Source organism: Sphingobium fuliginis, assembly GCF_015074805.1.
Classification (GTDB): Bacteria; Pseudomonadota; Alphaproteobacteria; order Sphingomonadales; family Sphingomonadaceae; genus Sphingobium; species Sphingobium fuliginis.
The window spans coordinates 1-20,104 of sequence record NZ_CP060036.1 but is presented as its reverse complement, the minus strand read 5'-3'; the positions used below and the strand labels follow the sequence as shown (position 1 = coordinate 20,104).

Here is a 20,104-nt window from a genome sequence, read left to right as displayed (position 1 = left end):
TATGCAACCTTTCTGCGGGATGAACATTGGTCAAACCGCGGCGGAGAACGATCCGTTCCTTCTTCTCCACTGATCCAGGTTGCTGGCATGTCGCAATTATCCTGCTTTCACTTGATCGAAGTTCAACGAGCCAAATAATCGCGCCCATCATTGCAACGGAGACCGGAATGACCATGCAGCCGCAGCTATGGGGTGGTCTGGAATGCACCGTGAACCGCGTCCACGACAGTTACCGCGACCAGATCCGCGCGACAGGGCATCAGGATCGGGCGGACGACCTGGACCGGCTGGCGACGCTGGGCATCCGGGCGATCCGCTATCCCGTCCTGTGGGAGAGGGTCAGCCCGCGCGATCCGGACGAGCGCGACTGGCAATGGACCGACGAACGGTTGAAGCGGCTGCGCGACCTTGACATCCGCGTCATCGCCGGGCTGGTCCATCATGGCAGCGGCCCGGCCCATACCGGCCTGCTGGACGAGGGGTTCGCCGCCGGGCTGGCGCGTCATGCCGGGGCGGCGGCGGAGCGCTATCCGTGGATCGCCGACTGGACGCCGGTCAACGAGCCGCTGACCACCGCCCGCTTTTCCGCCCTGTACGGCCATTGGTATCCGCATCACCGGTCCGAACCATCCTTCTGGCTGGCGCTGTTGAACCAGACCGACGCCATTCGCCTGTCGATGCGGGCCATCCGCCGCGTCAGTCCCGGCGCGCGGCTGATCCAGACCGACGATCTGGGCCGCACCTATGCCACCGCCTCCCTTCGGGAACAGGCGGGGTTCGACAATCTGCGCCGCTGGGCGAGCTGGGACCTGCTCTGCGGCATGATGACGCGCGAGCATCCGCTGTGGGAGCGCCTTTCGGGCTTCGGCTTCGCGGACCGGCTGCGCGCCATTGCCGACGATCCCTGTCCGCCCGACGTCATCGGCATCAACCATTATCTGACGAGCGACCGCTTCCTCGACCATCGGCTTCACCGCTATCCCGGGCATAGCCATGGCGGCAGCGACACGCAGCTTTATGCCGATGTGGAAGCCATCCGCGTGCTGGAGCCGCCGCCCCAGGGGCTGGAGGGTGCGCTGCGCGAGGCATGGGCGCGCTATGGGCGGCCGCTGGCCGTCACCGAGGTCCATAATGGCTGCACGCGGGAGGAGCAGTTGCGCTGGATCGCGCAGGCCTGGGACGTCGCCGGCCGATTGTGCGCCGAGGGGATAAAGGTCGAGGCGGTCACCCTCTGGTCGCTGCTGGGCAGTTCGGGGTGGAACAGCCTGCTGACGCAGCCGGGTCATTATGAGCCGGGGCTGTGGGACGTCAGCAGCGGAACGCCGCGCGCCACGGCGCTGCTGCCTCTGGCGCGGGCGCTGGCGCGCGGGGGCGAGCGCCCGATGCTGGCGGAGGGCGCCGGCTGGTGGCAGCGCCCCGTGCGGATCGCCCATCCCGGCGTGGCGCGCCCCGCATCGATGAAGGCGCATCTGGCCGGGCGTTTGCATCCCTCTCCGGCCCGTCTCTCTCCGGCACGGCCGCTGCTGATATGCGGCGCGACGGGGACGCTGGGGCGGGCGATGGCGCGCGCCTGCGCGTTGCGGAACATTCCCTTCGTCCTCACGTCGCGGGGGGAACTGGACCTGTTGGCGCCGGGGACGATCGCCGCCGCGCTCGACCGCATCGCGCCCTGGGGCGTCGTCAACGCCGCCGGCTGGGTCCGGGTGGACGAGGCCGAAACGGCACGCGACGCCTGCCTGACCGCCAATGCGCGGGGGGCCGTGGCGCTGGCGAAGGCATGCGGGGATCGCGGCATCGCGTCGCTTTCCTTCTCCAGCGATCTCGTCTTCGATGGGGAGAAGGGCGCGCCCTATGTGGAGGATGACGCGGCCGCACCGCGCAATTGCTATGGCCTCAGCAAGGCGGAGATGGAGGAAGGGATCGCCGCGCTTGGGGTGCCCAATCGCCACCTGATCATCCGCACCGCCGCCTTCTTCTCGCCCCATGACGATCATAATTTCGCGGTCGCCGTGGTGCGGGCGCTGAGCCGGGGGGAGACCATATTGGCGGCGGAGGACCTGATCGTGACGCCCACCTATGTGCCGCATCTGGTCGCGACGTCGCTGGACCTGCTGATCGACGGCGAGGTCGGGCCGTGGCACCTGACCAATGGCGAGGCGCTGTCCTGGGCCGATTTCGCCCGCCGGATCGCGATGCGCTGCGGCGGCGACCCCTCGCGCATCCGGGGCGTTCCCCACCGGACGCTCGGCTGGGTGGCGGAGCGGCCCGCCAATACGGCGCTGGCGAGCCGTCGAGGGGCGCCGCTGCATTCGCTCGCCACGGCGATCGATCATTTCGCGGCGCATCTGCCGGGGGAGATGGTCCGGGAAGCGGCGTGAGACCGCATCCCGTCCCATGCGGTTGGTCGTTTCGGACCTGTATTATTTCGATTTCATAATCAAAGGGCGCGTTTCCATACTATAACGATCATGTAACGAAGACGGGTTGGGACAATCTTCGAAAAGATCGAAATTTCCTCTTACTCAGATCATATTAATCTTCTTGTCCTATAGATGACCGATGTTAATGGCCGCCTTCAGGGTGACAGTAGAAGCGGGTCTTGAGCGGGTATATGGGCAATCGTTGGACGCCGGAAGCGGCGCATCGCTGGTTCGAACGGCAACCGTGGCTGGTGGGGTGCAATTTCACGCCCTCCAACGCCATCAACCAACTGGAAATGTGGCAGGCGGGCAGCTTCGACCTTGCCACCATCGACCGCGAGCTGGAGCTGGCGGCTTCGGTGGGGATGAACAGCGTCAGGGTCTATCTGCACGACCTGTTGTGGCTGGACGACGCGGCGGCCTTTCTGGACCGCATCGACGCCTTCCTTACGGTGGCGGATCGGCATGGCATCCGCGTCATGCTGGTGCTGTTCGATTCCTGCTGGCATCCCGAACCGGCGCTGGGGCCCCAGCCCCCGCCGCGCGAGGGGGTTCACAACAGCGGCTGGGTCCAGTCGCCGGGCGTCGCCGTGCTCCGGAATCCGGCCGAGCATGCGCGGCTGGAGGATTATGTGCGGGGCGTGGTCGGCCGCTTCGGGCAGGATGAGCGCGTGCTGGCCTGGGACATCTGGAACGAGCCCGACAATGGGCCGGAGGTCGCGCTGTGCGATCCCGCGGCGCTCAGGGCGAAGGCAGACCTGGTCGTGCCGCTGCTGGTCGCGGCGTTCGGCTGGGCGCGGGAAATGCAGCCGATGCAGCCGCTGACCAGCGGCATCTGGCTGGGCGACTGGTCGGCGCCCGACCTGCTCAGTCCGATCCAGCAGGCGCAGACATCGCATTCCGACGTCATCTCCTTCCACAATTACGGCATTGCGGAGGATTTTGCGCAGCGCGTCAAATGGCTGAAGACCATGGGCCGCCCGCTGCTCTGCACCGAATATATGGCGCGGCCGGCGGGCAGCACCTTCCAGGCGATCCTGCCGATCGCGAAGGAGGAGCAGGTCGGCACCTTCTGCTGGGGCCTGGTGAAGGGGAAGACGCAGACCCATCTGCCGTGGGACAAGTGGGAAAACCCCAATCTGGAGGGGCTGAAGGAAAAATGGTTCCACGATATTTTCGATGCGGACGGCACGCCGCATGACGAAAGCGAGGTGGCCTTCCTGCGGCTCATCAACCGGCTGGACGAAGTGACCGCCTGAAGGAGGCTCTCTTCCTGCGGGCGACGGCTCGGGAGAGGCGGCATCGAGAGACGAGAGCGTTTTCCGGGCAGGCAGAATCATCTGCTGGCCCGGAAAACGCGGTAGAACAAAGGCCGGGGGCGGCCGATGATTCTGGCTGCTCTATATGGGGTTGCGATCCACCTTGCGGAGCGCGTCCAGAATCTCGTCAATGGGGATCGGCCGATCGTGCCGCGGCGGGCGCCTGACGGCGGGATTGCCCTCCACGGCATTGGCGTCCGAAGCCCAGGATGCGAGGATCGCGCGCTTCACTTCAGGTTCCAACTGGGGATGATGGGCCACTTCGAAGGGGCCTTGAAAATGGGAGAGGGACATGGGCTTGCCTCCTTTCTTCCAATCCTCTCTTCCTTCCGGCGGCGACCGCCACGCGCCAAATTAGGGACAGGGCGGAGGCTGTTCAAGATGGTTTTGCGGGGCGGGGCTTCGCTAATGATGATCGTGCTTCCATCCTGCCGAGGCAGCTCCGCACCTCCCGGATTGACTGGCCCGCCGCCGCATCCTACCCACAGCGGATCGGCGTTGCCCGACCCTGGGGCGTCGGGGCGGCGAGAGAAACAAAGCCAGACCGCGCACCGGATCACCGGCCGCATTCCGATCATCAGAGTGCAGGAAGGTGCAGGCAGGACAGCCATGGCGGACGGACGGACCATGAACGGGGTGGATCGGCGCGGCCTTATCGCCGCCATGGCGGGGGCGATGTTGCCGGTGCCCGGCTGGGCGCGGGCCGGTGACGGCCACGCCGCCCTGCCCTTCGGCAATGGCGAGCGGCCCTTAGTCCGCTATCCGCAGAAGCGGGCGCTCATCGGCCTTACCGCGCGGCCGCCGCAACTGGAGACGCCGTTGGCGCTGTTCGACGGGCCGATCACGCCCAATGATGCCTTCTTCGTGCGCTACCATCTTTCGGATTTGCCGCTCGACATCGATGCGCGGCGGTTCCGGCTGGCGCTGGGCGGTCATGTCGAGCGGCCGCTGTCCCTTTCGCTCGCGGAATTGAAGCGCGACTTTCCCGTGCAGGAGATCGTCGCGGTCAACCAATGTTCCGGCAATGGGCGCGGCTTTTTCGAACCGCGTGTCGGGGGCGGGCAGCTGGGCAATGGCGCGATGGGCAATGCCCGCTGGCGCGGCGTTCCGCTTCGCGCGCTGCTGGACCGCGCGGGGGTGCGCGCGGGGGCGCGGCAGGTTGCGTTCAACGGGCTCGACAATCCGCAGGCCAACGGCATCCCGGACTTCATCAAGGCGCTGGACGTCGACCATGCCCGCGATGGCGAGGTGATGGTGGCCTGGGCGATGAACGGCGCGGACCTGCCCTTTCTCAACGGCTATCCGTTGCGTCTGGTCGTGCCGGGCCATTACGGCACCTATTGGATCAAGCATCTGCATGAGATCAACGTCGTGGACGCGGCCTATGACGGCTATTGGATGAAGACCGCCTATCGCATTCCCGACAATGATTGCGCCTGCGTCGCGCCCGGCGGCAAGCCGGACAGGACGCGGCCCATTGGCCGGCTCAACATCCGGTCCTTCCTCACCAGCCATATGTCCGGGGCGCAGGTGGCGGCGGGCAAGCCGGTGGCGCTGTCCGGCATCGCGTTCGACGGCGGATCGGGAATCGCGCGGGTCGACATCTCCGCCGACGGGGGCGCAAGCTGGCGGCAGGCCGAACTGGGCGAGGATCTGGGCCGCTACAGCTTCCGGTCATGGCGGTCGGCGCAGAGGCTGGCGCCCGGCCGCCATCGCATGCTCGTCCGCGCGACGGGCCGGTCGGGAGAGGTCCAGCCGTTCGATCCGCTCTGGCAGCCCGCCGGCTATATGCGCAATGTCGTCGAAGCCGTGGAGGTCGTCGCCCTGTGAAAGCGCTGCTGCCCATCGCCCTTCTCGCCGCGAGCGGCGCGGCTGCCGCGGGCTATCGCCTGCCCGACGAACGACCCATTGTCCTGCCGCCCGGCGACGGCGCGGAACTGACGGCGGCGACCTGTTCCGCCTGCCATTCGCTGGATTATGTCACCACTCAGCCACGCGGCAAGGGGGCGCAATTCTGGCAGGATAGCGTCGGCAAGATGATCAAGGTCTATGGCGCGCCGATCGAGCCTGCCGATGCCGAGCGGATCGCCGCCTATCTGGCCGCCACTTACGGCCGGAAGGAGGCCGCCGGGCCTTCATAGAGCGCCGGCATCAATGGTCGCGGGCTTTTTGCGTATACGCAAAGTCGCCTGTTGAGGCTCCGGAAACGATCGCGATCCTATTGCATGACGGGCGCGGCGCGGGCCGCGACGATGGTTTCGCGCAGCCGCGCCAGCAGTTCGTCCAGATCGGCATCCTCCGATATGCTGAGGTCGATGGTCAGGCCGCCGCTTCGACCGGGCCGGGGGCGGCCGATGCGCGCGCCGCCCGCGACGATCGCCATGTCGCGCGCTTCCTCCAAAGGCTGCGGCGTGGCGGCATCGCGCAGCCGGGCCAGCACCGTCGCGGGGGAAAGCATGCGGCCGCCATCCCGCGCGAGCGCCTGTTGCTGTTCCCCGATGGACTGCGCTTCGGCAATCATGCGCGCCCGCTGGTCCGGACGGCGCAGCAGCGGGGTCAGGATTTCGGAATAGCGCACGCGCAATTCATCGGGAGTGGCGAAGGCGTTCACCACCTCCTCCGGCAATTGCGCCAAGGCGAGCAGGCGGCTTAGCTGGCTGTTGGAAAGGGTGAGCGCTTCGGCCATGCGCGATTGCACTCCGCCGTAGAAGCGTTCGACCGCATGCTGATAGCTGCGCGCCCGGTCCAGTTCGCTGATGTCCGCCCGCTCGCGATTTTCGATGTCGGCAAGGCGGAAGGCTTCCTCGTCCGACAGGTCGACGACCAGGGCCGCCAGCCGCATTTCCGGCCGCCCATTATGGTTGAGCCAGTCCACCGCGAAACGGCGGCGGCTGCCGACCAGAAGCTGATAGGGCCGGTCCGAACCCGGCGGATTGAGGCGCACGAGGACGGGGATGCGGTTGCCGCCTTCGCTGGCGATGGAATCGATCAGCGACCGGCAGCCGTCCGCCGTCAGTCCCGGCTGGTCGCGCGGATTGCCGTCCCAGACCGAACATTCGTCCGGCTGGATCGAAATCGTGCCGCGCGATCCCGGCCCCTTGTCCGCGAAAGGCGCGAGCCGCTGGTCGAGGCGGCTGAGCGCCTGCTGATCGGGCGGGCCCCTGCCGGCGGGTTCGTGGGAAAGGGTCGCCAATATGTCGCGGATGAAGCGGGCCATGGATCACTTCCTTTGCGTGAGCAGGCCCACGCAATAGCGGGATATGCACGATTGTGGCGCGGAATCCGGTTCGTTTCGGAGCAATCCCTTTTGCCTAGAAACGCCGTCCGACCGTCAGCGCCGCCGCGTGGACATGGCGGTCGGAACCGAACTCGCCCGCATAGCCCAGGCGGAACGTGGTGCGGTTGTTCCAGGTCGCGCTGATCCCGGCATTCACCAGGCCCGCGTCACGCGCCAGCCGGGTGGGACGCAGCGTGAAGATGGGCAAGTCGCGGGTGGCGAAGCGGGCCTCTATTCGGCTGTCGGGGCGGCTGCGCAGTTCGCGCTGCCATTGCGCCTCGACCGAGGGGCGAAGGGTCCAGCCGCCTTGCGTCGCATTGGCGGAGATGCGCGCGCCCAACGCGCCGCGAAGCGATCTGGTGCGGAAGGCGGCGACCTCCAGCGCGGCGGGTCCGCCATTTTCGACGAAGCCGCTGACATCGGCATAGCGATGGTGCAGGCCGGCGAAGGGCTGTATCCGGACCGGGCCTGCGCGCAGCATCGCGCCCGCCTCGCCCGATGCGGCCCAGCCGTCGCCGTCCACGGGCGCCACCAGCCGCCCGGTAAAGCCCGCCCAGCCGATTTGGCGCCGCAGCTTATATTCGGAGAGCGTATAGGCCGCCGTCGCGTCGACATAGAAGCGGCCGTCGCTATAGCTGGCATAGGAACCGATCTGGCTGTTGAACTGGCTGATGCGGGGGCGCCGCGCCGGGTCGAGCCGCGCATCGATGCCGTCGATGCCCAGGGTCGCGCCGACGATGAGGCCGGGCACGGGCTTCACATCGACGGCGAAGCGCAGCGACCGGCTGTCGGATTCCGCTTCGGGGCGGTCGACGCGCGCCTTATAGCTCGCCCGCTTTATCCCTCCGCTCAGCATCATGGTGATGGTGCGGTCGCCGCTGGCCGGAACATCGGCCGGCGCATCGATGGCGATGCTGCGCCGTTCGGCCAGCCAGGAGCGGATTTCCCGGTCGGCGGCGTCCATCGACTGGATCGACAGGCGGGGCAGCAGCGAATAGCTGCGCGGCGAGAGCTGGCCCAGCGCATCGGCACGCGCCGCGGCCGCCGGCAGGGCGTCGATCGATGCGAGCATGGCCGCGCGGTCGCCGCCGGGTGCGTGCGTCGCCGCGTCCAGCATCGTTCCCACCGCGGTTTCGCCCGGCGTTACGGCATAGGGCGCGTAGGGACCGGCCATGGCGGGCTGGGCATTGAGCAGCAGCAGGGCCGCAGCGCCATCGATCAGGCGGCGGATGAAGAAAAGGCGGTTCGGCAAGATGATATTCCCCTTTGGCGAAGATTTTTGCGTGAACGCAAAGCGTGCCGGCCTGCGTTCGGAATCGGTTTGAGGAGGCAGTGCGCCCACTGCCTCCTCGCCCCCGCCCTTCCCCCGGGGGCTATGGGGGAGAGCATCGTCGGCGTGCGGCCCGCCATGCATGAGGACCATGGCGGGCCGCGCCGCCGCGTCAGTTGCCGCCCCCGAGCAGCCCGCCGAGCAGGCCGGTCACGGGCGCCGTGGCGGAACCCGATCCGGTCGCCGGGGCCAGCGCGCCGTTCAGCAGGCCGGTGACGGGGGCCAGGGCATTGCCGCCGGTCCCCTCCCCTGCTCCCAGCAGGCCGCCGGCCAGGCCGGTCACGGGCGCGAGCGGGGAACCGCTTTCTCCTCCGGGCAGCGCCGGGGCCAGGCTGTTGACGGTGTCGAGCAGGGGCGCGGCGACGCTGTCGACCGTGCTGGTGGCGGCCGCGACCACGGGGGCGACGGCGCTGGTGACCTGAGTGACGGTCGCTTCGGCCTGCGGGCCAAGGAGACCCCCGGCCAGGTTGCCGACCGGTTGCAATCCGGCCTCTACCCCGGCCGCGGTCGTCGGCACGGCGATGTCGACCAGATTGCCCTGCGTCAGGACATCGACCGTCGCCAATTGTCCGGCAGCCGCGCCGCCGTCCGACGGCAGCAGGTTGACCCCGACAAGCGTGCCGGGCGTAGAGGCGCCGGTCAGGACATTGCCGCCGACATTCGCGCCGACAAGCGGTCCGCCCAGTGCGGCGGAAGGATCGCCGCCGACGCCGCCCAGAGCGCCGGTCAGGCCGCCCACCGCATTTTCGACCAGCCCCGTCACGGGCGCGAGGACGCCATTGTCGCCCACCAGCGGACCGGTGACGGGCGAAAGCGCGCCGTTGACCGTATCGAGCAGCGGCGTGGTGAGCTGGCCGACCGTCGAGGTGACGGCCGCCACCGTGGGGGAGAGACCGTCGGTGAGCTGCGTCACCGCTTCCCCCGCCGGTGCGCCGAGCAGGCCGCCTGCGAGCGTGCCGACCGGCGCCAGCCCCTGCTGCACGCTCTGGGGCGTGGTCGGCAGGGCGAGCTGGGCGACGGTGCCGTCGCCTGTCAGCAGATCGACGGTGGCCACGCTGCCGGTCGCCTGGCTGTCGCCCGGCAGGACGTTGACGCCGATCAGCGATCCGGGACCGGTGGGCCCGACCACCGGCAGATTGCCGATGGAAGCCCCGATGATCGATCCGCCGCTGGTGGGGCTGGTCGGACCGGTGGGTCCGGTGGGTCCGGCAGGACCAGTCGGGCCGCCGGGACCGGTGGGTCCGCCGGGGCCGGTCGGGCCAGTGGGTCCAGTGGGGCCGCCTGGGCCGGTCGGACCGCCGGGGCCCACGGGACCGGAGGGGCCGGTCGGGCCTGCTGGGCCGGTTGGGCTGGTGGGACCGGCGGGGCCGCCCGGACCCGTGGGGCCGCTGGGACCGGAGGGACCGGACGGGCCGGATGGACCCGAGGGACCGGACGGGTTGGTCGGGCCGGTGGGACTTGTCGGACCTGTCGGGCCGCTGGGACCGGAGGGGGACTGGCCGCCGCCCGCCCCTATGTCGAAGCCCACGCCGTCGGCGCAGGCGCTGAGCAAAAGAAGAGGTATCGCCGTGGCGCACAGCAGATAGTGCCGTCCCGACCGGACCGATCCATAACGTGGCATTGCAAGACTCCCTGTTTTCCTGCGAGCAGATCGCAACGGGAGCAAGTTAGGCCCGGCAGTCCTTATCGCCGCGTCAAGAAGAAACCGGTCTGGTCAGAACGGCCGGCTTTGCCGATATTGGTCCCGGTTCAGCGCGCAAAAGCCTGTTGCCGCCTGCGCAAAGCTGGTCGAAAGATCAGGGAATCCGCATATCCGGCGGCTTTTGGCGGCATCCTTAAGGTCCCTCGTCCGCAAAGCCGGGTTCAGGGCAAGCAAATCGTCCTTCGCGGAATTGCTTCCGATATGGTCCATTTTCCTTCGAAGCGGCGACGGAAGGCATGGGTTGCGGCTGCGGTCGGCGCGCATCCATGCGGGCCGCGCCGATCGTGGTTCGATCGCCGGAAGATCAGAGATCGGAGGATCGGACCGTCAGCGGCGGCTTAGAGCCAATCGACATTCAGATGATGACGAGCCGAGCCGAAGGCCACCGAAGGTAAAAGGGTGGTTTTCCGTGACCCGGAGCGCAGCCTACTCAAGGTAGGTAAGCACCGGAAGCACGGAAAAGCGTCATTTGCAGGCCGTCAGGGCTGAATGTCGATTGGCTCTAGCGCCACCGGGGCCCTTCGATCCAGCTCACCAGGCTGCGGCGGACGCCTCTGGTCACCGGCAGGACGCGATGCTGGAGGAAGGAGGGGAAGATCAGCATGCTGCCGCGTGGCGCGAAATTGACGCCCGGCTGCTGAAGGCCGAAAAATTCGAAGGCGCCGCCCTCATACTCATCCGGGTCGGACAGTTGCACCACCACCGACAGCTTGCGGTCGAAGGGGCGGGAGGATTCCAGCCACACATCCTGATGCCAGTCATATTTGCCCTGAGCCCGCCCATGATATTCGGTATATTGCAGTTCATAGGGGCCGGCGATGTCGATCCCGAAATTGGTGCGGTTGGAAGAATGGACGAACTGCATCAGCCGGTCGACAATGTCCTTGTCGCGATGAACGTCCAGCCAGCTTATGGTGGACGAGCGATATGCATGATCGCTGCGCACCGCCTGCGCGAAGCCGACGGTCGCGCTTTCCGGCTGATAGAGCGCCGCGCGCTTGACGATGGCGTCGCATTCGGCCCCGGTCAGGGCCGAGGGCCATACCTCCCACACATTGTTCATGTCTTGCTTCCCATTTTCTTGTTTTTGCGTATTCGCAAAAGGACGGATCAAAATGCCCGCCCCACCCCGAAGAAAAACCGCGCCTTGCGGCTGAGGGTCGGGTCGGGCCGCTTGACCGGCACGGCCACTTCCGCGCTGACCCGCCATTTCGCGCCCAGGCCCAGCCGCAGCCCGCCCCCCGCCGATGCAAGGCTGTAGTCCCGCGCCGCGAGGCGGTAGGCGGGCCGCGCCGTGCCATGCGCCAGCGCACCGTCAAGCGCGACGAACAGCGCGCTGGCCTTCAGCACAGGCGACCGGGCGGGCAGCGACCAAGAGAGTTCGGCGCTGCCGGCAAGGGCCTGTTCCGCCGTCAGCGTTCCGGTGCGAAAGGCCATGCCCGCGCCCCGGCCGCCCAGCGGAAAGCGCTCCGTCACCGGAAGATCGTCTTTCGAATATTGGCCCTTGACCGAAGTCCGGAGGCTGAGCCTGCTGCTGATCCCCTTCACTGCGATGGCCTGAACATTGACCTTGGTGAAGCCGGTTTCGGAAAAGCCGGTGAAGGGCCGGGCGCCCAGCGCGTCGATCCCCTGGCTGACGACCGTGGAAACCGCATAGCCGTTCCTTGCGTCGGCGCGGGACCAGGAGGCCCCCAGGCGCAGCGCCCGCGACCGGTAATCCCCGAAGCGGATGTCGAGGAAATAATTGTCGCTGTCGATGCCGTCGAGGGACGCCGTGACGGACAGTTGGGACTTTGTCGACCGCAGCACGGGATAGCTGAGCGTCAGGCCGGCCAATGTCGCCTCACCCGTCGTCCTGCTGTCGCGCGAACGGGTTTCGACATGGGCGGCCTGCGCGGCCAGGGTCAGGCCATTGCTGCCGATGGGCGTGCTGTGGCTGAGCGAATAATATTGATAGCGGTCGGGATAGAAGGGCAGGTAGCCGGCGATGCGCGTGCTGTCGCCTTCGCGCGCAAGGCCGTTGACCGTGACCGACATCTGCGCCTGCACGCCCTGCACGACATTGCTGACCCCGCTATTGTCGATCGTGAGGCCGATCTGCACCTGCTTGCGCTTGACGATGAGGTCGATCAGGAGATCGCCGGGCGCGCCCGACTGGCGCAGCCGGGCGTCGACCGTCTGCCCCGGAATGTCGCGCAGCAGCGCCAATGTCCGTTCCAGACGGCTCCTGCGCAGCGGCGCGTCCCGCATCAGCCGGCGCATATGCGCGGCGATCAGCCCGGCGGGCATGCTGGGCGACATGCCCGCGAGGCGATAATCCCTGACCCGCCCCTCGACCAGACGGACGGTCAGGACGCCGCCGCCAGGCAGCTGGGGCGGAATGGAGACGGAATAGAAGGCGATGTCGCTCTTCGCATAGGTCGCACTGATCGCATGAGCGATGGCCTGGAGCGTTTCACCGGTCAGCGGCCGACCGATAAAGGGGGAAGTGGCGGCATCGAGCCGGGATTTGGGCAGCGTCGTTCCGCTATAGATAAGCCGCGTCAGCAGCGTCTGGGCCGCGGAGGAAGCCGCGGGCGCGACCTGGACCGAGGGCGCCGGGCGCGGCGCGGCGACAGGCGGAGGCGCGATCTGCGGTTCGAGCCGGTCGGTGCGGTCGCGGTCGATGATCGGGGCGGCGCTTTGCTGGCCGGGCGCTGCGTCCTGCGCCGCCGCAGGGACCGCCAGCATCAGCCCGAGGCCCACCGCGACCGCCCGCGCCGCGCGCCTGCACCACCCCATCCCCGCCATGCTCTGCCGCCACATCGTCCCACGCCATTCCGGCCGCAAGGGGCCGCCGTGCAGGAAGGATGGGAGAAAATGACGCGGCCTTCATCTGCAACCGCGACCGGATCGGTTCTATCCGCAAGCTTTTGTAAAAGGGCTGCGCCGGGCCAAAGTCCCGCCCTTGGCGGTCCACCCCCGGCACGGCGCGGGCGGGGCGCGCGACAATTGCGACCATTTTGGCGGAACAGCCGCCCGGAGGGCCCTTTTCACGGGCGAAATGCCTGCTCGTGCGGCGGATCGGAACCCGGGCGGAGGAGTTGCCGCCGGCGGGAAAGGCGGCCCGAAGGCTCCGGTCGGGGTCATTTTCCCATCCGAAAGCGCCAATAACGCGATTTTACTGCCGATTTTCGCTGTTCGCCGGTCGCAAAGGGGCTAGTTGAGTGCGAAGAGACAGGTTAAGACCATCCGTCCACGAAAGGGAGATCATCATGAACAATACTGAACTCGCCGAAGCACTGGCCGCCGACCATGGCCTGACCAAGGCCGACGCGCGCAAATATGTCGACGGCGTCTTCTCCGCCATCGCCGGTGCCGCCGCGAAGGGCGAGGAAGTTTCGCTGAACGGATTTGGCAAGTTCAAGGTCAAGGACCAGCCCGCTCGCGAAGGCCGCAATCCGTCGACCGGCGCCGTGATCCAGATCGCCGCCTCGAAGAAGCTGACCTTTACCCCGGCCAAGGCCGTGAAGGACCAGCTGAACGGCTGAAGACGATCTTCGGCGGCCGCGCCTGGCCGCCCAAGTCTTCATCGATGCAAGATCGGAAGGATCGGCCCGGACGAACGGGCCGCCATCCCTTCCTTGATCGAATGGCGCGCCCCTGTCGTACCGGCGGGGCGCGCGCCAGTCTGGCGGGATGGACCCCCGCCCTGCCCTTTTCAGACATATGCGCGATCTTTGCCGGGTGCGTCGCACGCGGCATGGACGTTCGTCGCGAAGCGTTCGCCCTGAACGATGCGCCGTCCGTGGCAGGGCATTCCGACATGGTGCGATATGAAGCCGGCGCCGGGAATTGCGCGCAACGCAATCACATCGCCGCGCTTCGCATTTGCCATTGGAAGTCCGGCGCGCCATTTGGCGGGTGCCTTTCAGGCATCCTCTCCTAAACTCAGTAGGCCGGTCGAAAGACCGGCCTTTTTTTGTGCAGAACAGGTTTCGCTGTCGACAAATATTGTCGCCCGCCGGTCGAACACTGGTACTGGGCAGGCGAATATAGATGAGCGCCCTGCCTATGCTGTTCAAGGCGCCCTGCCTTCGCGCCGTTGACTGGCGAATGATATGGCGAAGATGGTTCCACCCCGGCGGACGGAATTGCGCGGTCAGGCTGTCCCATCTCGAAACAAAATGAGCTTGTTTGTTCCTGTTCGACAGCATGCGGACGGGCTGTCAAGTCGTTTCGGATTTACATTTAACGCAAAACCGCGCAAAAGGCCGCTTCTATTACTCAAAGATGGGAAGCGGGGCCAATGTCTGAAAACAACCAGCCTGACATCACGACGCTCACTGTTCAGCTGGTGAGTGCCTTTGTCTCCAACAATAATGTAGCGAGCGAAGGTCTTGCCGACCTCATTCGGACCACGCGTCTGGCCTTGACTGATGATCTTGCCGCAAAGCCCCAGGAGGAGGCGGCGCCGACTTACACGCCGGCCGTGTCGGTCCGCAAAAGCCTGTCTTCGCCCGAACATATTCTGAGCATGATCGACGGCAAGCCGTACAAGACGCTGAAGCGCCACCTGGCCAGCCATGGCCTGTCGCCCAATGACTATCGCGAACGCTATGGCCTGCCGAAGTCCTATCCGCTGGTCGCGCCCAACTATTCGGAAGCGCGGCGCGCCGTCGCGACGAAGCTTGGCCTTGGCCGCAAGCCGGTGAATGCCAAGAAGCCGGCCGAAGCGGCTCCGAAGGCGGCCGCTGCTCCCAAGGCTGCGCCTGCAACGGCAGCACCTGCAAAGGCAGCGCCTGCCAAGCCGGCGGCGGCCAAGGCCCCTGCGAAGACGTCCGCTCCCAAGCCTGCGGAAGCGAAAGCCCCGGCGGCAAAGGCCCCTGAGGCAAAGGCGCCCGCAACGAAGCCTGCCGAGGCGAAGCCGGTTGCTGCCAAGGCGCCCGCCGCCAAGGCTCCGGCTGCCAAGCCCGCCGCATCGCGCAAGCGCCTCTCCATCGCTACGCCATCGGCGCCCGCGCCGAAGAAGGACGCTGCCGCTCCGGCTGCTGCCAAGCCTGCGGAAAAGGCAGCGGCGGGAAGCAAGGCGGCAACGCCTGCCAAGGCGCCCGCCAAGGCCGCTCCCAAGAAAAAGCCGGCAGCCAAGTCCGCCAAGGCGCCTGTGGCCGAAAAAGCCTGATTGTACGTCTGGCCGGTTCGGACGATCCGGACCGCCGACCAAGATCACGCCCCGAACGACGCAAATGTCGTTCGGGGCGTTTTCCTTTCAAGGATGCGGCCGATGAGGGCTGGACTTTATTGATGGCGGCGGGGTCAAGGCTATCGGAAAATCGCGCTGTGCAATCGCAATTACCGGGAGGCGGCGAGAATGGTGGCAGCGGCTTGAACTGTTGATCTATCCATCTCCATTACCACAATTGAGACGCCCTTGCCTTGCGATGCAATGTTCGAGCTTTGCCAGCAATGCAAGATGATCCGATGGGTGAAAGTCTTCGCTGGATGATCTCGCTCCGTGCCTCTCGGGATAACGGGCTCTTCGATTGGGATGCCCTATAATGGTCATGGACGGGCTTTGGTCGTGCCTGACTCCGTTTTGCGATTGTCAAAGGCCGGATGCCGGTGAAGATTGCTGCACTGGATCATGAATATATCCCATGATCCTCTGCGGGGACTTTCAGTTGTCCGGTCGATCAGGCGGTGCCCTTGCCTGCTCCCGTCGGGGGCGATCGAATATAGGCCGGGCGTGTTGCGGCATCCGTTCCTGTTCCTTTGATATGATGATGAGTTTCTCCGCAGCAGGTCATCGTGGGGTGAATCGATGCCGCCCTATCCATCGCGTGCGGCTCTATGACGTTCGCGATCCCCAGCAGGATAGGAGCTACGGCAGCCGGCGCATTGTTCCTGTGGGACGGGAGAACAGATCGATGGGCCTAGTGCCTAAAATTTGGGCAGGCTGGGAAGCTCTCTGAAAGGCAAAGGGCGGTGTCGATGAGCTTGTCTATATTTGACTGCCCACCGGTGCCTGACGGGCTTCCCAGGGCAAAATAGCACTATTTCCTCTTTTGTTCCCGTTTTGCGGATCGGTTGGATGCCCTCCCCTTTCGCCTTTACCCGACGGACGTGTCCGAGAGGGGCGTCGTCTTATTTCAGGGCTTTTGTTCGGGTCCCCACTTTGGATGTTCGATTGACGCTGGCGGGCGTTACTGCATTATGGCATAAGAAAGAGCGTGGCCATTCGCCGTCGATCAGACGGAGCAGCTGCCTTCCCCACCATCATAGCATATACAACCAACTCGCCTCTTTGGTTGTAGTCCATCTTGCGCTATCCATGGGAAATGCAGGATTTTTCAGCTTCGCCGGATCATGCCCTGCTTCTTCTCGGGCGGCTCGACGGGCGGCTTTGCAACAGCCCGGCGACCGATGTCTGGCTGGCCAGGGCAAGGCTGAAGGGCGCCTCCATGCTGTCGGGCTTTGCCGGCGTGCCGGTGTCGGTTGCGGAGCTTCAGAACTGGATTTGCGGGCGGACGCCGCCGCCGCGCCATAGCGAGGGGCTCAACGATCCGCTTTCCGTCGCCGCGCTCTTCCATTTTGCGCTGTCGGCAGGCGATGACCGGGACCCGGTCGCGCGCGCGACCCTCAACATCTCCCGCACCTTGCTTGACGACCGCAAGGAGGTGGGATTGTGGGCGCCCGAGGATCTGGTCCGCTTCGGCCCGGCGTGGCGCATGGCCCAGATGCTGCTGGACGCCCCCTACGCTGCCGGCACCCTGCCGGCGGTCGCGCAGCGGCTGATCGATGCGAGGGGGAGCCTCGATACGCCCGTCACCGAGGGGCATCTGGTGACGACGGCCGACGGGCGGCAATGGCGCATCGATCCGCGACGGTTTGATATGGGCTGGGTGCTTGCCTGCCACCTTCCCGGCGCCTTCGTGGCGGCGGGGCTCAGCCTGCGTCACCTGCCCTGCCTTGTCGGGTTGCCGCGCTTCCTGCCGGACGATGCCGCTTCTTTGGCGGGAGAGATTGCCGCCATGGTCGCGCGCCAGGCGGCGCAGGGGTTGATAGAACTGGATCGGCTGGAGGCGAAGCTGGCTCGGCTGCCGGTGGAACTGGAGGTGACGCGGCGGAGCAAGGCCCCGTTGCTGATGCGGCTTGAGCTGGCCTATCCGGGGCTGAGCAAGATGGCGGTCGCGCGGCTGCTGGGCGTTTCGCACCAGGGCGCGACGAAACTGGTAGCGCAGGTCGAAAGACTGACAGGGCGGCATTAGACGGCGCTGCCCAAGGCTTCTCATCCAGTTTCTTGCCAAAAATATGTCTCGCCCAGGTTATAAGGTTTCTAGGAAAGTTAAAGAGTTACTGGGCGGGGATGCGGGAGGCGAATCGCCATAAGAGCACGAGTCGGCGTTGGATCGCTGTTCCCATAGGATCGTTGGTCCGTTCCTATAGTGTCGACGCTGGCGTTCCTGAAATGTCGGGGAAACGTTCCTAAAGGGGCGAAGGGTGTTCCCGGAGTGTCGAAGCATGCGATTTGCTGTTGTCGGTGGGTGGGGGATTGAATCATATTGGAGGGGGGTGTTGGAAAGGACGTTCAAATTCCGGGGCGGATTGAGGTCCGCTATCGGGGTGTTTGACGGGTTGTCCTTTCCCATCAGCGCTACCCGACACTTCGGGAACGCCCTCCCCGGCATTTCGGCGTTGCATGGGCATGGGGTGCGTCGGCTGAATTGCAGGGTCGGGATATGGCGCGAGTTTTGGGCCGGTTTTGGTCAAGCGGTTTGGCCTTTTGGGATGCGGCTCGGCATCGCACGGCCGGTTTTCTGCTTGAAAGGATGTGACGACCTGCGTCCGGTTAATGCAGCGCGCTCTGGAGCGATTTCCAGGCGACCGGTTCCGAATCTGGCGGGAATCGCGGAAGACGGGGAATGTGGAGCGGCGACCTGATGGAATCGGAGCGAAACCCGCTCTGGAGCGCGCTGCGTTAAATCATACGCAGGCCGCGCGCTCCAGGCTTTTGTTGTCGTATCCTTTTAAGCGCAAAACCGGTTCCCGCTTTTGCGCACGATGCTCTAGGGTTTGTGGGGATTCATCGTGAGTTGATGATGGCTGCGGCGAGATAGATCATTGCAGAGAAGCTCTGGTCGGTTTTGCAGGCACGCATAGCGATGCGTTTGAATTCCTTAAGTTTGCAGAAGAAGTTTTCGATCAGGTGACGCCATTTGTACATCTCGACGTCGATCTTGAGCTTTTGGGCACGGCCGGGATGTTGTGAAATGACAACCTTCGCCCCACGCTGATCAAGATCCTGTACAATCCAGTTGGAATCGAAGGCCTTGTCGCCCAGCAGGGCACCGAACTCGATACCGTCGATCAACGGTGCGACGCCTATGGTGTCGTAGCGGTTGCCCGGCAGCAACTCGAAGCGCACCAGATTGCCCAAGGCATCGGTCAGCGCCAGAATCTTGGTCGTCATGCCGCCTTTTGAGCGACCAATGGCCTGGCCCTGAGTCCCCCTTTTGCGCCCTGGCCATGCCGGTGAACCTTGACGATGGTCGCATCGACCATGGCGTATTCCATGTCGGGTTCCTCCGACAGCACATCGAAAATACGCTTGAAAATATCGGCTTCCCGCCAATCGCGAAACCGCCTGAACGCCGTATTCCAGTTGCCGAACATGGCGGGCAGATCACGCCATGGACTGCCCGTGCGAACAATCCACAGCACCGCCTCCATGAATAGCCGGTTGTCCCTTCCGCTCCGCCCAGGGTCAGTCGGCTTACCCAAACAATGTGGCTCCATCTTTGCCCATTGGGCGTCGGTCAGTACGAAACGGTCCATCCAGAGCGTGAATCACATCTCCCAACAAATGGGAATCCTAAATCCCCACAACCCCTAGAGGCGGTGGCGGTTCTTCTCGTGGAAGCGGCGGACGAAGCCGATGAACGCCTTCTGATAATTGACAGGCGTGCGGGTGGGGTCGGCTTCGAGCCAGTCGCGAAACTCCTGATGGAGCGTCTGATAGTCCCAGCCGGGATAGTCGGCGCGCAGGGTCGCCATGGTCGCGTCCGTGATCTCCCCGGCGCTGGCCTTGGCGGACATTCCGGCCAGGGTCCGGCGGATCATGCTGCCGGCATCGACCAGCATGTCGGCGTCGGTTGGTGCGGGGGACGGCGTTGTCTTGGGAGGGGTGGATTGCGAGGCCGTCGCCGGTCGGCGGGCGACGGTTGCCGGGAGCGGATCGGCCTGGGGGCGGCGGCGCATGCGGAGCGACGGTTCACGCTTGCCGTCGGGCTGTTCCAGTTCGACCGTATAGCCGGGCAGGGGATCGCGTTCGGCGATCTTGGCGATTTCGAATTTGAAGCGGCGATAGGCGCCTTCGGCCCCAGACTTTTCGAAGAGGGTGGGCATGGAGATGGCGAAGCCCCCCTCCCCTGCCCCGCCGGCATGTTTGCGCGCGACCTTGTAGAGCCAGCGTTCGCGGCCGCCGGTCAGGTCGAAATAGGCGCGGTCGATGCTGAGCACCCCGCCCTGCATCAGCACGCCTTCATAGAACCAGTTGCTGAGTTCGATGGTCATGCCGCGGGAGCGTTCGGTGCGTTCGTCGACCAGTTGGGTCCAGCCGTCGAGCCAGCTGAAGGTCGCTTCGCGGCGGTTTTCGGCGCGGATGTTGGTCTTGATCGTGGTGGAGACGAGCCGGTCGAGCGACTGGCCGAGCAGTTCATAGGCGCGGCCGGTCGTCGGGCGGTGGATGGCGCGCAGCAGGTCATAGGGCATGAGGTGCAGCTTGCGCGGGATGTCGTTGAGGCCGCGGCGCGCCATGTCGGCCAGGACGGAGGCGCAGTAGATCAGTATGTCGGCATCCCAGATGGTGGCCATGCCATAGTCCGGATTGGCCGAGACATGGACCCAGGCCTTGCCGTCGGGGGAGGTGTAGTCGATCGGCTTGACCCGCTTGGACTTGGCGAGGCTGAAGAAGGGGCGCTCCATCATCTCGCGCTGGTCGCGCAGGGGCATGTCCGCGATATAGGGGAGGAAGAGTTCGAACTGGTCGGTGATCTCGGTCCTGGAAGCGCGGGTCAT

At 65.7% G+C, this 20,104-nt stretch carries 15 protein-coding genes; 7 read left to right on the top strand and 8 right to left on the bottom strand.

The annotated features are described in order from the left end of the window. Nucleotides 1-167: 167 nt before the first annotated feature. The gene (locus H5V43_RS16455) at nt 168-2,378 is read left to right on the top strand and encodes an SDR family oxidoreductase (RefSeq protein WP_025550483.1); all 2,211 of its coding nucleotides are present in this window, start codon (nt 168-170) and stop codon (nt 2,376-2,378) included. 233 nt (nt 2,379-2,611) lie between these two features. Beyond that, complete coding sequence (locus H5V43_RS16450) at nt 2,612-3,679, top strand: cellulase family glycosylhydrolase (protein WP_025550482.1); 1,068 nt, start codon at nt 2,612-2,614, stop codon at nt 3,677-3,679. Between the two features lie 141 nt (nt 3,680-3,820). On the opposite strand, the gene H5V43_RS16445 is transcribed toward H5V43_RS16450, so the two are convergent. Further along, nucleotides 3,821-4,033, bottom strand: coding sequence for a hypothetical protein (locus H5V43_RS16445; RefSeq protein WP_025550480.1), 213 nt, complete (start codon nt 4,031-4,033; stop codon nt 3,821-3,823). A 315-nt stretch (nt 4,034-4,348) separates the two neighbouring features. On the opposite strand from H5V43_RS16445, the gene sorA reads away from it, so the two are divergent. Both sorA and sorB read left to right on the top strand, forming a co-directional pair. Continuing rightward, nucleotides 4,349-5,569, top strand: a complete 1,221-nt coding sequence (gene sorA / locus H5V43_RS16440; RefSeq protein WP_025550478.1) for a SorA family sulfite dehydrogenase catalytic subunit — start codon at nt 4,349-4,351, stop codon at nt 5,567-5,569. Beyond that, entirely contained in the window at nt 5,566-5,880 is a 315-nt protein-coding gene (sorB, locus tag H5V43_RS16435; protein WP_007684475.1) for a SorB family sulfite dehydrogenase c-type cytochrome subunit, read from the top strand. The genes sorA and sorB overlap by 4 nt, the downstream gene beginning before the upstream one ends. A 77-nt stretch (nt 5,881-5,957) precedes the next feature. Here sorB and H5V43_RS16430 read toward each other — a convergent pair whose 3' ends face one another. The 5 genes from H5V43_RS16430 to H5V43_RS16410 all read right to left on the bottom strand — a co-directional run bounded on the left by H5V43_RS16430 (nt 5,958) and on the right by H5V43_RS16410 (nt 12,853). Next, nucleotides 5,958-6,956 (bottom strand): ParB/RepB/Spo0J family partition protein, encoded by a 999-nt coding sequence (locus H5V43_RS16430; protein ID WP_025550476.1) that lies wholly within the window; start codon nt 6,954-6,956, stop codon nt 5,958-5,960. A gap of 94 nt (nt 6,957-7,050) precedes the next feature. Further along, on the bottom strand, nt 7,051-8,268 hold the full coding sequence (locus H5V43_RS16425) for an autotransporter outer membrane beta-barrel domain-containing protein (protein WP_025550474.1): 1,218 nt from the start codon (nt 8,266-8,268) through the stop codon (nt 7,051-7,053). A gap of 190 nt (nt 8,269-8,458) precedes the next feature. Next, nucleotides 8,459-9,967, bottom strand: coding sequence for a hypothetical protein (locus H5V43_RS23685; protein WP_037483438.1), 1,509 nt, complete (start codon nt 9,965-9,967; stop codon nt 8,459-8,461). Nucleotides 9,968-10,550: 583 nt separating this feature from the next. Continuing rightward, complete coding sequence (locus H5V43_RS16415) at nt 10,551-11,111, bottom strand: 2OG-Fe(II) oxygenase (RefSeq protein ID WP_025550470.1); 561 nt, start codon at nt 11,109-11,111, stop codon at nt 10,551-10,553. Nucleotides 11,112-11,158: 47 nt separating this feature from the next. After that, entirely contained in the window at nt 11,159-12,853 is a 1,695-nt protein-coding gene (locus tag H5V43_RS16410) for a ShlB/FhaC/HecB family hemolysin secretion/activation protein (RefSeq protein WP_242495899.1), read from the bottom strand. Between the two features lie 449 nt (nt 12,854-13,302). Between H5V43_RS16410 and H5V43_RS16405 the strand changes: the two genes are divergently transcribed. The 3 genes from H5V43_RS16405 to H5V43_RS16395 all read left to right on the top strand — a co-directional run bounded on the left by H5V43_RS16405 (nt 13,303) and on the right by H5V43_RS16395 (nt 17,295). After that, nucleotides 13,303-13,578, top strand: coding sequence for an HU family DNA-binding protein (locus tag H5V43_RS16405; protein WP_007684484.1), 276 nt, complete (start codon nt 13,303-13,305; stop codon nt 13,576-13,578). Nucleotides 13,579-14,336: 758 nt separating this feature from the next. Further along, a complete protein-coding gene (locus tag H5V43_RS16400) occupies nt 14,337-15,209 on the top strand; it encodes a Ros/MucR family transcriptional regulator (protein ID WP_037483436.1) in 873 nt (290 codons plus the stop codon). 1,156 nt (nt 15,210-16,365) lie between these two features. Further along, nucleotides 16,366-17,295 (top strand): hypothetical protein, encoded by a 930-nt coding sequence (locus H5V43_RS16395; RefSeq protein WP_025550466.1) that lies wholly within the window; start codon nt 16,366-16,368, stop codon nt 17,293-17,295. A gap of 815 nt (nt 17,296-18,110) precedes the next feature. On the opposite strand, the gene H5V43_RS16390 is transcribed toward H5V43_RS16395, so the two are convergent. Both H5V43_RS16390 and H5V43_RS16385 read right to left on the bottom strand, forming a co-directional pair. After that, nucleotides 18,111-18,862 (bottom strand): IS5 family transposase gene (locus H5V43_RS16390; protein WP_128830902.1). Its coding sequence is split into 2 segments (ribosomal slippage): nt 18,111-18,532 and nt 18,532-18,862, totalling 753 coding nucleotides; the frame shifts between segments, so codons are not numbered across the junction. 54 nt (nt 18,863-18,916) lie between these two features. Further along, nucleotides 18,917-20,104 carry a replication initiator protein A gene (locus H5V43_RS16385; RefSeq protein WP_025552294.1) on the bottom strand — a complete coding sequence of 396 codons (1,188 nt, stop codon included), beginning with the start codon at nt 20,102-20,104 and terminating at the stop codon, nt 18,917-18,919.

Coding starts and splice junctions, on each gene's coding strand:
- H5V43_RS16455 (WP_025550483.1), top strand. CDS start 168: ATGACCATGCAGCCGCAGCTATGGGGTGGTCTGGAATGCACCGTGAAC.
- H5V43_RS16450 (WP_025550482.1), top strand. CDS start 2,612: ATGGGCAATCGTTGGACGCCGGAAGCGGCGCATCGCTGGTTCGAACGG.
- H5V43_RS16445 (WP_025550480.1), bottom strand. CDS start 4,033: ATGTCCCTCTCCCATTTTCAAGGCCCCTTCGAAGTGGCCCATCATCCC.
- sorA (WP_025550478.1), top strand. CDS start 4,349: ATGGCGGACGGACGGACCATGAACGGGGTGGATCGGCGCGGCCTTATC.
- H5V43_RS16430 (WP_025550476.1), bottom strand. CDS start 6,956: ATGGCCCGCTTCATCCGCGACATATTGGCGACCCTTTCCCACGAACCC.
- H5V43_RS23685 (WP_037483438.1), bottom strand. CDS start 9,967: ATGCCACGTTATGGATCGGTCCGGTCGGGACGGCACTATCTGCTGTGC.
- H5V43_RS16415 (WP_025550470.1), bottom strand. CDS start 11,111: ATGAACAATGTGTGGGAGGTATGGCCCTCGGCCCTGACCGGGGCCGAA.
- H5V43_RS16410 (WP_242495899.1), bottom strand. CDS start 12,853: ATGTGGCGGCAGAGCATGGCGGGGATGGGGTGGTGCAGGCGCGCGGCG.
- H5V43_RS16405 (WP_007684484.1), top strand. CDS start 13,303: ATGAACAATACTGAACTCGCCGAAGCACTGGCCGCCGACCATGGCCTG.
- H5V43_RS16400 (WP_037483436.1), top strand. CDS start 14,337: ATGTCTGAAAACAACCAGCCTGACATCACGACGCTCACTGTTCAGCTG.
- H5V43_RS16395 (WP_025550466.1), top strand. CDS start 16,366: ATGCAGGATTTTTCAGCTTCGCCGGATCATGCCCTGCTTCTTCTCGGG.
- H5V43_RS16385 (WP_025552294.1), bottom strand. CDS start 20,104: ATGACCCGCGCTTCCAGGACCGAGATCACCGACCAGTTCGAACTCTTC.